The following is a 12,455-nucleotide window of genomic DNA, read 5'->3' as shown; positions in this document are numbered from 1 at the left end:
AGGCGATGGAATGTTGATCGGTGAGGTCTCCCGGCGTTGTGGTGTCAGCACGCGGATGTTGCGCCACTACGACGGGCTGGGACTGGTGAAGCCCACGGGCCGCACGTCCGGCGGCTACCGCGAGTACTCCGCCGACGACATCCGACGCCTCTTCCACGTCGAGAGCCTGAGGACCTTGGGGCTGTCGTTGAACGAGGCCAAGCGGGCACTGGACGAGCCCGATTTCGCACCGGCCGATCTGGTGGGAGACCTCATCCGGCACACGCGCCGGCGGATCGCTGCCGAGCAGGAACTGCTCGGCAAGCTCGAACGCGTCGACGCCGCCTCGCCTGCGGAGTGGGACGACGTCCTGCGCGTCGTCAGTCTGTTGCGTGCGCTCGAATCGGAGTCCGCGGCCCGCCGTCAGCAAGCGATCCTGTCTCAGGACGGGACTGCGTCGCTGCCCGTCGAAGCGCTGGTCGAGGCCATCCTGTCGGAGGACGACACCAATGTGGCCGGAGCGCTGCAGTGGTCGTTGGCGCGGGCCGCCGGCCCGGGACTCGCGGATCTGGCCGACGGTCTCGACGCGGAGGAGGTCGATGTCCGGCGTCGCGTCACTACCGCGATAGCGGCAATCCACACCGCGGAGGCGGCGGTTCATCTGAGACGAGCCCTCGATGATTCGGACGCCACGGTCCGCGGGTACGCGGCCCTCGCTCTCGGCACCCGCGGAAGCGTCGACTCGATACCCGCCCTGATCGAGATGGTCGTCGAGGGGCGGCGCGATGTGGAGGCCGCCGAAGTGCTTGGCCTGCTGACGACGGTCTCACCCTCGGCCGACGACATCGTCCAGGCCCTGCAGGACACGCTCGGTGGCGCCGAGGACGCGCCCACGCGGTTGCGGATAACGCAGGCCCTTGCCGAGATTCCCGGCACCGCGGCCCGGCGGGTACTCGACGGGCTGACCCACGACGGCGACCGGACGATCGCGGCCACCGCAGCCGCGATCGTGAACATGCAGGACCGCGGACGAATCATCGAACGTTGAGCCTCCGACCCGTCCGGAGTCTGTGCTAGCCGCCGCGTTTGCGTCCGAAGGACCCCCGGCCGTTGCGGCGCAGCAGTGCCACCGTGGTGGCGAGGCGCCCCCGATTCAGGTCGGGTTCGAGACCGGCGCTTATGCGGTGCAGCTGGTCGGTGTGCCAGCCGAGGTCGAGTACCCCGTCGAGTGTTTTCAGGTCGACCACCTTGCCGAAGACGCCTCGCATCCCGGATCGCAGTTGGTGTGTGGTGAGAGTGTCGGTTCGCCCGGTGAGAATCACGTCGGCTGCGTCGGTCGTCGTTGCGGTGGGTCGGCCGATACCGACGACATCGCATTCGCCGGCCCCGATCGCCTGATCCATGGCGGTGCGGGAGCGGAAACCGCCGGTGACCGCCAGCGGGACATTTCCTGCCAGCGCGCGGACCGTGCGCGCGTACTCGAGGAAATACGCCTCGCGGGCGCGTGTACTGGCCGCGGCGGTGCCCATCATGGCGGGGGACTCGTAGCTTCCGCCGCTGACCTCGATCAGGTCGAGGCCTTCCTGCGCCAGTGCCGCGACCACGCCGCGCGACTCGTCCTCGGTGAATCCGCCGCGTTGGAAGTCGGCCGAGTTGAGTTTGATGCCGACCGCGAAGCCGGGCGACACCCTCGCGCGGATGCGGCGCACGACCTCGAGGACGAACCGCATCCGCCGCTCCGGGTCACCGCCCCAGTCGTCGTCGCGCCGGTTCGCCAGCGGTGAGAGGAACTGGGCGACGAGGTAGCCGTGTGCACCGTGAATTTGCACGCCGTCGAAACCCGCTGTCTCGCAAACGAGAGCGGCGGCGGCGAAACGTTCGATGATGTCCTCGATCTCGCCGGGAGTCAGCTCACGCGGGGTTACCGCGCCGGGAATATCGAGCGGGACCGCGCTGGGGGCGACGGGAGTGTGCCCGAGCGCCAGCGGGTTCGACTGGCGTCCCGGATGGTTGAGTTGCACCCAGATCGGTACGCCGGCGTCTTTGGTCGTCTTGGCCCAGCTTGTCAGTGCGTCGAGGTCGCGTTCGTCCTCGATGACGATATTGCCCGGCTCACCGAGCTGGGTGCGGTCGATCATGACGTTGCCGGTGACGAGTAGACCGTACCCGCCTCGACTCCAGGTGGTGTAGAGCCGCTCGAGGCGGCCGTCGGGAGCGTTCCGCGCGTCGCCGAGCGCTTCGCTCAACGCGGCCTTCATGATGCGGTTCGGGAGCACCTGGCCGCAAGGCAGTGGCAATGGGTCGTGGAGGGACGACATAGAGGTTTCCTTTCAGACGGATTCGTTGGTCACGACGTTGCAGAGAGCGCTGTGTGGGCGGCCCGCAGTGCAACCTTGTCGATCTTGCCGACCGCGTTCTTGGCGATGGTGTCCACCACGACGAGCGCGGTGGGGCGCTTGTAGCGGCTGAGTTTGCGCGCGCAGAGCGCTTGCAACGCAGCGGGATCGACGGTCGAATCGGGTGTCGGCTGGACATAGGCGACGACGACCTCACCCCAGATGGTGTCGGGAACGCCGATCACGGCGGCCTCGAGCACGGACGGGTCGCCGGCGAGGACGTCCTCGATTTCCCTGGGATAGATGTTCTCCCCGCCGCGGATGATCATGTCTTTCGAGCGCCCCACCAGGGTCAGGTAGCCCTCCGGATCGAGGTGGCCGACATCGCCCGTGTGCAGCCATCCGTCGATGACGGTCTGTGCGGTGTCCTCCGGACGGCCGAGGTAGCCGCGCATCACATTGGGGCCGCGCACGACGACCTCGCCGTCCACCCCGGGGCCCAGTTCGACGCCGTTCTCGTCGACGATGCGCATCTCCTGACCCGGGAAAGCGATCCCCACCGTTCCGGCGCGCCGAGGTCCCGAGACCGGGTTGAGAGTGGAGGCGCAGGTCCCTTCGGACAGCCCGTAGCCCTCGAGGAGGGCAAACCCGTACCGGTCCTCGAACCGGGTCAGCAACTCCGCTGAGGCGGGTGCGGCGCCGCAGATGCCGAACCGCAGTGAGGACGTGTCGGGCCGAACATCGGCCGGAAGCGCCGCCAGGATGCTGTAGATCGTCGGCACCGCGCTGAAGTAGGTGGGGCGTTCGGATTCGACGAGGTCGAAGAAGGTTCGGGGATCGAATCGGCCGGCGATGACGACGCTCGCGCCGGCGAGTAGCGGGGTGAGGACGCTGACGACGATGCCGTTGACGTGGAAAAGCGGCAGGATCAGCAGGCATCGGTCTGCCGGACCCAACTGCAGCGCCTGCACACCCATCTCGGCCATGGCGTCGATGTTGGTGTGGTCGAGCATCACGCCCTTCGGCACCCCGGTCGTCCCGCTGGTGTAAATCAGCAGGGCGAGTGCGGACGAGTCCGCAGGTGGTGTGTGATCGGACTCGGTCGCCTCCTGGAACAGCTCGTCGACGGCGAGAGTGGCAACGCCACCCAATAGGGTCGTGCCGTCCTCGACGACGAGCAGCCGTGCGGCGGAGTCGGCGAGCTGCCGAGCGACCTCGACGTCGGTCAGGGTCGGGTTGACCGGGGTGATGGTGGCGCCGAGTCGCCAGGTCGCGAACAGCAGCACCACGAACTCGGTGCGGTTGGTCAGCTTCAGGGCCACGACGTCTCCGGGCCCGATTCCCCGGTCGTGGAGGTGGCGGGTGGCCGCGCGAACTCGGTCGAGGAACTGAGCGTTGGTGAGCGATCCGGTGGCGTCGGAGACCGCGGGTGCGTGCGGGTCGAGATCGGCGCGGCGGTCGGGCAGCGATGCGAAGTTCATCGTGGTCGTGTTCACCTTCGGTGTGGTGCGGCCCGGCCCGGTGACGGTGTGACCGGTGCCGAGTCGAGTTGGCGGGTGAGGAAGTCGATCTGGTCACGGACCAAGGCCTCGAAGGGTTCGCCGAGGTAGAAGTCGAAGTGGCCGGCGTCGTAGGTCTTGATCTCGCCTCGTGGTGCGGTCCGCGCGTATCGGAGGGTCTGGGCGGGTGGGGTGACGGTGTCGGTGTTGCTGATGCAGAAGAGGATCGGGAAGGCGATGTTCTTTGCTACCCGCCCGGGCCGGTAGGTAACGAGACTGGGAATCACCCGGGCCGCTACCTCGTTTCGGAACGTCGTCCCTGCCGGCACGAGGGCCTGGTAGCCGGGCAGTGCGTCCGGGGCGTTCATCAGTGCCAGTGAGCCGGGGGGCCCGGCGAGCGGAATCATGACCGGCGCGCGCCGCCCAACCTTGGCCATCAGATCCCGGGCGACCACGGGGGAGGCCTTCACTGAGGCGGTCGGGCCGAGCGCGAGCGCGGAGGCGAGACCGTCGGTGAACGGGCACTGCGCGACCGCCGCCCGCAGTTCGGGGTGCCGTGACGCGACGGTGATGGCGTGGCCGCCGCCGAAGGAACTGCCCCAGACCGCGATGCGGGTGCTGTCGAGACCGCCGCGAGCCTTGACCCAGGAGATGGCGGCATCCCAGTCGGCGAGCTGGCGCTTGATCGACAGCAGCTGACGGGGTTGGCCGCCGCTGTCACCGAAGTGCCGATAGGTGAACGCGAAGGCGGCGATGCCGGCCCTGGCGAAGCGTTCGGCGAAGGCGTCCAGGCGCATGTCGCGGGTGGCGCCGAGGCCGTGGCCGAGGATGACGACGGGCGGTGAGGTGACGCCGGTGGGCAGATACAGCCACGCGGCGCAGGAGCTGTCACCGGAGGAGAAGAGGACGTCGTGGCGGGTGAAAGGTTTCTTGGTGGCCATGGCTGGTCTCATCGTCCGTTCGTCGAGCCGCCGGGCACGCGGCCCGATTCGAGGGCCTGCTTGTAGATGTCCGGGTTGTAGAGGGGCAGCTCACCGGTGGCGTCGGTGGTCGCGAGGTAGTCGAGCATCAGCTGCTGGCCGTCCTCGGATTGGTCGGTGCCGAGGAATTCGGTGCGCTCGACGTGCAAACCCTCCGTCAGCGACATCGATCCGCCGAAATACACGGATCTTTTGACCGCCGCGACCGCCTCCCTCGGGCGGGCACCGAAGTACTCGGCGAGTTCGGTCGCCCGCGTGATCACGTCGCCCGGGGCCACGACCTCGTCGACGGCTCCGTTGGCGAGGGCCTGCGCGGGAGTGAACGGCCTGCCTTCGAGGATGGCGACCAGGGAGCGGTGGGTGCCGATCAGTCGGGTCAGGCGCTGGGTACCGCCACCACCCGGATTGATTCCCAGCAGTACCTCGGGCTGGCCGATGAAGAAGTCACCGTCGGCCATGACCCGCAGGTCGCACGCCCAGGCGAATTCCGCGCCGAGGCCGAGGGCTGAACCATTCAGGGCGGCAACGAAAATGACGCCACTGGCGTTCATCTTCAGAAACGTCGCGTGCAGCCGGTCGAGCTGGACCGCTCCCCACAGCGGGGTCCTGCGCACCACGGGCTCGAGGGCGCGGGCGCGATCAGCGCCTCTGGCCGCCCGCGCGATCGCGGAGGCACCGCGACGGCCCAGCGGCGGGACCGCTGCACCCTCTTCCTGCAGCCACCGCACATCCGCATGGCTGACGAACCGGCCGGGGCGTGTCCCGGTGAACACGACCGCACGGACGTGCGCGTCGCGGTCGACGCGGTCCACCAACTCCTCGAGCTGGTTGGCTATGTCGAGGCCGAACAGGCTGTGCGGGCCGCCGTCGACGCGGACGATCAGCACGTCCCCGCGGTCCTCGACCTCGAGATGGCCTTTGTCTTCGTGTGTCATGAGATTCACATCCGTACATGGGAGGAAGGGGAAGGACGTGCGGCGAGCACCCGTGGGAGCGGCCATCAACCTGTAACTTCGTTATGACGTACTATAACCATGTTATGCGGTGGTGGCAAGGGTCACTCGGCACTTCGGTGCCCACCGGGCGGAAAATGCGAAGTCAGGTGGAGATATGGGAGAGACGTCGCCGACCACACCCGAGGGTGTGCCGGAGCGGCTGATTCGAGCCACGGTCGGCCTGCTGGCCGAACAGGGCCCGTCCGCGATCAAGGCGCGGACGGTGGCGTCCGCGGCCGGACTGTCGACGATGGTCGTCTACCACCACTTCGGCGGCATCCCCGAGCTCGTCCGCGCGGTCGCAGACCATGGATTCACCGAACTCGGCACGGCCTTTTCCCAGGTTCCTGTGACGGAGGATCCGGTCGTGGATCTGTTCGTGCTGGCATTGACGTGCCGGCGCCGGGCGCGCGAGAACCCCCACCTCTACGACCTGATGTTCGGACTCTCCACTCGTGCCACCTACCGACCGTTGGAGTCGGACGTGCGGTTGAGTGGACATTCTCCGGCCTTCCGTGATGCCTACACACACGTCACCGACGCGTGTGCGCGCTTGGTGAACTCCGGCAGGGTCGAGCCCCACGCCCCGGAGGTGGTCGCGGCGCAGTTGTGGAGTTACGTGCACGGCTACATCACTCTCGAGCTGGGCGAGCACTTCGCCGAGTTCGACGACGCGGTGGGACAGGTGCTGCTGCCGATGGGCGTGAACTTTGCCGTCGGCCTCGGCGACACGCGCGAACGTGCCGAGGTCTCACACGAGAGGGCCGTGCGCATGTACGACTCGGTCCGGCCCGCTTTGGACAGCTCGGCGGGCGCCTGAGCCGAGACCGCGGGGCCCCGGCGCGAAGTCGTTGCTGGGGCTCGGAGCCATCCCGACTGGAGGTTGCTAGAGCAGGGGCATTGCCTTCGTCATATAACGAAGTTACAGTTGCCGCATGAAACGTGATCTCGTGGGCCGCAAAGTAATCGTCACCGGAGCCGCGCGCGGCATCGGCGAGCAGGTAGCACGCCTTGCCGCGGCGCAGGGTGCTCGGCTCGCCCTGATCGGTCTCGAACCCGACAGACTGCGCGCCCTTTCCGAGGAACTCGGCCCGTCGGCGCACTGGTGTGAGGCGGACGTGCGCGACAGCGCGGGATTGCGGTCCGCGATCGACGAGTGCGCCGATGTCATGAACGGCGTCGACATGGTCGTCGCCAACGCCGGAGTGGCCGCCTACGGAACGGTGCGACACGCGGACGAGGCGTCCTTCGAGCGAGTCGTGGACATCAACCTGAACGGCGTATTCCGCACCCTCAAGCATGTGACACCTCATCTGCAACGCAGCCGGGGCCACGTCCTGATCGTGGCATCCGCACTGTCCTTCACTTCGATTGGCGGTCTGGCCTCTTACGGCGCGAGTAAGGCCGGGGTCGAGTCGCTCGCACTTGCCTATCGCGCGGAAGTGGCCCACCTCGGGATCACCGTCGGTCTTGTCCATCCGTCCTGGATCGATACCGACCTCGTCCGGGGCGCCGAGGTCGACATTCCTTCTTTTCAGCAGATGCGCCGGCGCCTGCCGTATCCGGGGAACGTCACGACCAGTGTCGACCGAGCGGCCTCCGCCATCGTCGACGGGCTCGCATACCGGCGCGGTCGCGTCTACGTTCCCCGGGCGGTCGCCGTCGCCAACTGGGCCAAGGCGCTGCTGAATTCTCCGGTCGTGTGGCCGTGGACCAGGCGGTTCTCCGCCGCGACAGTTCCCGCCCTCGAAACCGAAGTTGCCGCCTTGGGCAGGAACGACCAACTCGTTCCAGAGTTGCCGCACCTCAGTGAAAACGATCAGCGCAGCCCGGCGCACATCTAGCGAAACCGGCTGTGGTCCGCACGAACACAAGAGATAGGAAATCACGATGAAGGCTGCCGTTCTCGATCGATACGGGAACATTGACGGTGTGCGGGCGGGTGAGGTACCCGACCCGGAGTTGCGAGATGATGACGTCCTGGTTCAAATCCACGCCGCGAGTGTGAACCCCTTGGATCTGAAGATCCTGGAGGGGAAGCTCAAAGCTATTCTGCCGTACCGCCTACCGATCGTCCTGGGCAACGACCTGGCCGGTGTCGTCGTTCGAGTCGGCGCCGCGGTGCGCCGATTCAAGCCCGGCGACGAGGTATACGCGCGGCCCCGGCAAGATCGGATCGGCACGTTCGCGAAATTCATTTCCGTGAACGAGGAGGACGTGGCGATCAAGCCACGAGAACTCACCATGGAAGAGGCGGCGTCGATCCCTCTGGTCGGTTTGACCGCGTGGCAAGCGCTGATCGAGAGGGCAAATCTGCAAGCGGGACAGAAAGTTCTGGTCCATGCCGGCTCAGGCGGTGTCGGCACGTTCGCGATTCAACTGGCCAAGCATCTCGGCGCGACCGTGGCCACGACAACGAGCACCGGGAATGCCGATTGGGTCGAGCGCCTCGGTGCGGATGTCGTCATCGACTACAAAAAGGATGATTTCGCGGAGATCCTGCACGACTACGATCTCGTCCTCGACACCCTCGGCGGTGAGACGCTCAAAAGATCACTCCGCGTTCTCAAACCCGGTGGACAGATCATCTCCATCTCCGGTCCACCCGATCCCAGCTTCGCGAAAGAAGCCGGATTGAACTGGATCGTGCAACAGGTGATGTGCCTGCTGAGCTTTCGAATCAGACGGGCAGCGAAACGACGCGATGTGACCTATTCGTTCCTGTTCATGAAATCGAGTGGAGAACAACTACGCCGGCTTGCGTCCATCATCGATGCCGGCGCCATACATCCGGTCGTCGATCAGGTCTTTCCCTTCGAATCAACCAAAGCAGCACTGGATTACGTCGAGCAGGGACGCGCAAAAGGCAAGGTCGTTGTCAAGGTCGGAGGACAATCCCATAGCGAGGCCACCTTCTGATGTCGTCGGGATCGGGTACTTCCGTCGACACCAGTCGATGGCGAGTCAGAACTGGCGTCCGCGGTCGACAGGCAGTGAGTGAAACGCGAAACCGTGGAACGACGCAGAATAGTCTTGCTGGGCGCGACAGGGTATACCGGGCAACGAGTACTCCGAGAGCTGCTCGCACGCGGTGAGGAGCCGACCCTGGTCGGCCGAAACCATACTAGTGGGGCCATTCATGCAGCTCGGTCTGGCGACGGTGACCGCGGCGGTACAKGCGGGGGCGCACTACTTCGACTCCACCGGGGAGGGAACCTTCGTCCGGCGTGTCTTCGAGTTGGACTCCGTCGCGACAGCCCGCGGAGCGACCGTAGTGCCGGCGTTCGGCTACGACTATGTACCGGGCAACCTCGCCGGCGCGCTCGCGCTGACGAGCGCGGGGGATCGGGCCACCCGGATGGAGATCGGCTACTTCCTCACCCGTGCAGGACATGGTGACGCGCTGCGATACCGAAGCGGCCTGCGTGATGTCTTCAGCCTGACCACGGGGGGCACGCGGAAGACCCTGGTCAGTGCGGCGGCCGATGATGCGTTCGCCTATCGCCACCCGCACGCCGGGGCTCCCGCCCGCCTGGTCGACGAGCGCGTCGGCAAGCGTGTGCGCACCTTCAGCTACGCGGGCGTGAACCGTGCGGCGATGACCGTCACCGGCTCGGAGCATCTGGGCCTGCCGGAAGTCTTCGCCCAGCTGGAGAATATCGACGTGTGCATGGGGTGGTTGGGGCGATGGACGCGTCCGATACGGACGGCCACCGCGCTCCCTGCACCCCTCCTGCGGTCGGCGCCGGCACGGGCCGCACTGACCTGGCTGTCCGAGCGGCTCCCCGGATCGCACCGTGAGCCGGACAGCGACGGCCGTTCGCTGGTCATCACCGTCGCCCGCGACGACTCCGGACGGGCATTGGCCACGACGGCCCTTGCCGGACCTGATCCTTATGAGATGACAGCATCGCTCTTGGCCTGAGGTGCCGTCCGCGCGGCAGCGCCGGATGCCGTCCTCGAGCCCGGCGTGCACGGCCCTGTCGCGGCCTTCGGCCTCGACACTCTCCGAATCGGCGCGTCCGAGGTCGGTCTTCACGATGTCGACGAACCGTCAGCTTTGCGTGCGGCACACGATGGCACAGACCCGGTAACTCGAAGTGTGAATCGGACATTCGCGTGACTGTCGACCACGCTCGGCGACCTAGCGGGTCGTCGCGGAGTGCACGGGGTACGCCGAGGAGCGACCGGTCGGGCGGTTTCCACCGTCGGTCACACCCACCGAATTTCCCAGCCCATTGCGGCCTTTGACCGATTGACGGCCATCCGTTGCGGGTAGTCGGGTTCGGGGTTGGTTCGCACCGGACTTACCGATCTGGGGTACGCCGGGCGGCCGGCTCCGGGCGCTCGGCGTCGACCGATGACGGCCGATGCGGGTGAAGGGAGTCGACGATGATGACCCGATTGCAAATCGCGGCAGCGGTGGTCGTGGGCTATTGGCTGGGCCGAGGGCACCGGAAGAAACTGGGACTGCTGCTCGCGGCGGCGGGTGCCGGCCGCCTCGCCGGCGGACCCCAGGAGATGGTGGACCGGGCCTCGAAACTGCTGCAAACCTCGCCCGAGTTCGCCGAGCTCAGTGAATCGGTGCGTGGCCAACTCCTCGACGCCGTGAAAGTGGCGGCCATGACCGCCGCCACCGCCCGAGTCGACGCACTCAACAATCGGCTGCTCTCCGGCAGCGATGCGGTCCTGGAGACCGCCGAAGACCTGGTCGAGGACACCGCGGACATGGCCGGAGACGTCAGCGACGACACTGTGGACACGGTGGAGGAAGCCGCCGATGACACCGCGGGCAGAATGCACAAGCTCGTCGACGACACCGTGGGCATGGTGGGCGCGCTGGGACGCAAAAAACGACCGAAGAAGACACCGCCGCCGGACGACGTCGACGACGAGACGGCAGAGGAGGCCGAGGAACGACCGGCGCGGCGACCGCCCCGCAAGCGGAGCACCCCGGCGAAAACCTCCGGTAGTCGAAAGCGAGGAGCACAGCGATGACCACAGCAGGTGGCGGCCCGAGTTCCAGCAGCCTCGCCGATGTCATTGACACCATCTTGGACAAGGGCCTCGTCATCGACGCCTACGTGCGGGTCTCGCTGGTCGGTATCGAACTGCTCACCATCGACGCCCGCGTCGTTGTCGCCAGTGTGGATACCTACCTGCGCTTCGCCGAGGCGGTGAACCGACTGGAGATCGGCAGCGAACCGAAGGGCCTGACCGACCTCGTTTCCGATGTGAAGGGCAGCGGCAGCACGAAGTCCAAGACCAAGGGCGCGCTCGAGGCCGTGGGGGAGACGCTCGGTGACCTGCTCGGCGGATCGGAAGCCGAACGCGAACCCGAGCCGCGCCGGAGGCGAAAGTGATCGGACGCTGACGTGGCCGCGCCGGCGCTCAGGCTGATTACATATTGCTGTTCCCGATAGGAGACGCCCACAGCCGGGTACGTTCGTGGCATGGGTGACGAGGCAATCGACCCCGAAGTGGCTTATGAAGCCCTGTCCGCCGGCGCACGCCTCGCTCTGCTGCGAAACCCCGAAGGCATCATGCCGCCGCAATTCATCGGGCAGGTGATGGCCGTATGCGGGGACGCGTGCGTCGCGGGGATCAGTGGTGGAGTTGATTCGGTACCGCAGATGGCGGTTCTCCAAGGGCCACTCTCCGAATACCTCTCCCAGTGCAGGTATGTGCTGGATGCGTGGTGGAACTCCCTGACGCCGCGACTCCGGGCGGTCATCAGGTGTCGCGAGGCGGTACCCGAATCGCTGACACTGCAATTACCCCAACACACGCCCTGGACCGCGGTGTCCACGCCGTGTTCTCACCTGTTGGTGCGGGACTATCTCGAATTGCAGGCAACGGGACTCGAACTGATGTAGGCGGTCACTCGGGGATCTTCTCTCCGGAAATCTCGCCTGGTTCGTATTCGTCGTGGCGGCGTAGCCAACTCATGAAGGGGTCGTCGCCGCGGCGAGGTTGCGGTTCCCAGTCCTCCTGACGGCCGCGGGCAGTGAGGTCGAGCCAGTGATAGGTGCCGAGGAGGATATCGGTGGAGCGCGCGTAACCGGAGTAGGTGTGGAAGATGCGCTCACCCTGGCGGAGGAAAGCACTGACGCCGTGCTCTTCGCCGCACCAGCCTTTCCACGCGGGGTCCGACTGCACGAGTTCGGCCTCGTCCTTGTAGTTGTATTCGACCGGTACGACCGACGCGTCGAGGGTGACGTGGTAGTCGTAATTAAAGTCGCTGCCGTGCGAGGAGTACCAGGGGAAGGTCCAGCCCATTCGCTGTCGGTACTGCTCGAGTTTGTTCAGCGGTGCGCGGGACACGGCCGCGAACGAGGTGTCCCGGGCGTAGAGGTGCCGGAGGTTGCCGACGTTGTCCATCGTGAACGAGCAGGAGGGGCATCCCTCGTCGGCGTCGGGTTCGAACATGAAGTGGTAGATCAGGAGTTGGCTGCGGCCGTCGAACAGGTCGGCGAATCCGGTCCTGCCGTCGGGGCCGTCGAATGCGTAATTCTCGGTGATCTCGACCATCGGCAGCGCGCGCCTGGCGGCGTTGACCCGGTCGCGGTGGCGGGTCAGCTCCTTCTCCTGTGCGAGTAACTCGCGCCGCGCGATGAGCCACTCCTCGCGGGTGGTGACCTGTGGATCGGACGCTGTCATCGTTCG

At 66.5% G+C, this 12,455-nt stretch carries 13 protein-coding genes; 8 read left to right on the top strand and 5 right to left on the bottom strand.

Going from position 1 to position 12,455, the window contains the following annotated elements:
• Nucleotides 1–10 precede the first annotated feature (10 nt).
• On the top strand, nt 11–1,027 hold the full coding sequence (locus tag AC1D1G_RS01165; protein ID WP_477950622.1) for a MerR family transcriptional regulator: 1,017 nt from the start codon (nt 11–13) through the stop codon (nt 1,025–1,027).
• Between the two features lie 25 nt (nt 1,028–1,052).
• Here the strand turns inward: AC1D1G_RS01165 and AC1D1G_RS01160 are convergent, their stop codons facing one another.
• From AC1D1G_RS01160 to AC1D1G_RS01145, 4 genes are read right to left on the bottom strand one after another with little or no spacing between them, the layout of a single operon-like run.
• Nucleotides 1,053–2,297: an NADH:flavin oxidoreductase/NADH oxidase family protein gene (locus tag AC1D1G_RS01160; RefSeq protein WP_283352258.1), complete on the bottom strand. Its 1,245-nt coding sequence runs from the start codon at nt 2,295–2,297 to the stop codon at nt 1,053–1,055.
• Nucleotides 2,298–2,326: 29 nt separating this feature from the next.
• Nucleotides 2,327–3,796: a class I adenylate-forming enzyme family protein gene (locus AC1D1G_RS01155; protein ID WP_477950620.1), complete on the bottom strand. Its 1,470-nt coding sequence runs from the start codon at nt 3,794–3,796 to the stop codon at nt 2,327–2,329.
• A gap of 11 nt (nt 3,797–3,807) precedes the next feature.
• Nucleotides 3,808–4,755, bottom strand: coding sequence for an alpha/beta hydrolase (locus AC1D1G_RS01150; RefSeq protein ID WP_477950618.1), 948 nt, complete (start codon nt 4,753–4,755; stop codon nt 3,808–3,810).
• Nucleotides 4,756–4,763: 8 nt separating this feature from the next.
• Entirely contained in the window at nt 4,764–5,729 is a 966-nt protein-coding gene (locus AC1D1G_RS01145) for an enoyl-CoA hydratase/isomerase family protein (RefSeq protein ID WP_477950616.1), read from the bottom strand.
• Nucleotides 5,730–5,904: 175 nt separating this feature from the next.
• Between AC1D1G_RS01145 and AC1D1G_RS01140 the strand changes: the two genes are divergently transcribed.
• From AC1D1G_RS01140 to AC1D1G_RS01110, 7 genes are all read left to right on the top strand, one after another.
• Nucleotides 5,905–6,609: a TetR/AcrR family transcriptional regulator gene (locus AC1D1G_RS01140; protein WP_477950615.1), complete on the top strand. Its 705-nt coding sequence runs from the start codon at nt 5,905–5,907 to the stop codon at nt 6,607–6,609.
• Nucleotides 6,610–6,724: 115 nt separating this feature from the next.
• Nucleotides 6,725–7,633 carry an SDR family oxidoreductase gene (locus AC1D1G_RS01135; RefSeq protein WP_477950613.1) on the top strand — a complete coding sequence of 303 codons (909 nt, stop codon included), beginning with the start codon at nt 6,725–6,727 and terminating at the stop codon, nt 7,631–7,633.
• A 46-nt stretch (nt 7,634–7,679) separates the two neighbouring features.
• Nucleotides 7,680–8,708 carry an NADP-dependent oxidoreductase gene (locus tag AC1D1G_RS01130; RefSeq protein WP_477950612.1) on the top strand — a complete coding sequence of 343 codons (1,029 nt, stop codon included), beginning with the start codon at nt 7,680–7,682 and terminating at the stop codon, nt 8,706–8,708.
• A 220-nt stretch (nt 8,709–8,928) separates the two neighbouring features.
• Nucleotides 8,929–9,714: a saccharopine dehydrogenase family protein gene (locus AC1D1G_RS01125; RefSeq protein WP_477950610.1), complete on the top strand. Its 786-nt coding sequence runs from the start codon at nt 8,929–8,931 to the stop codon at nt 9,712–9,714.
• A gap of 470 nt (nt 9,715–10,184) precedes the next feature.
• Nucleotides 10,185–10,787: a hypothetical protein gene (locus tag AC1D1G_RS01120; protein ID WP_477950608.1), complete on the top strand. Its 603-nt coding sequence runs from the start codon at nt 10,185–10,187 to the stop codon at nt 10,785–10,787.
• Complete coding sequence (gene gvpJ, locus AC1D1G_RS01115; protein WP_005575060.1) at nt 10,784–11,152, top strand: gas vesicle protein GvpJ; 369 nt, start codon at nt 10,784–10,786, stop codon at nt 11,150–11,152. Before AC1D1G_RS01120 ends, gvpJ begins: the two co-directional genes overlap by 4 nt.
• 90 nt (nt 11,153–11,242) lie before the next feature.
• Nucleotides 11,243–11,665 (top strand): hypothetical protein, encoded by a 423-nt coding sequence (locus tag AC1D1G_RS01110; RefSeq protein WP_005575058.1) that lies wholly within the window; start codon nt 11,243–11,245, stop codon nt 11,663–11,665.
• 4 nt (nt 11,666–11,669) lie between these two features.
• On the opposite strand, the gene AC1D1G_RS01105 is transcribed toward AC1D1G_RS01110, so the two are convergent.
• The gene (locus AC1D1G_RS01105) at nt 11,670–12,449 is read right to left on the bottom strand and encodes a DUF899 domain-containing protein (RefSeq protein WP_477950605.1); all 780 of its coding nucleotides are present in this window, start codon (nt 12,447–12,449) and stop codon (nt 11,670–11,672) included.
• Nucleotides 12,450–12,455: the final 6 nt, after the last annotated feature.

The organism is Rhodococcus sp. P3_B8 (assembly GCF_056402775.1).
This window is presented reverse-complemented; position numbering and strand designations above follow the sequence as displayed.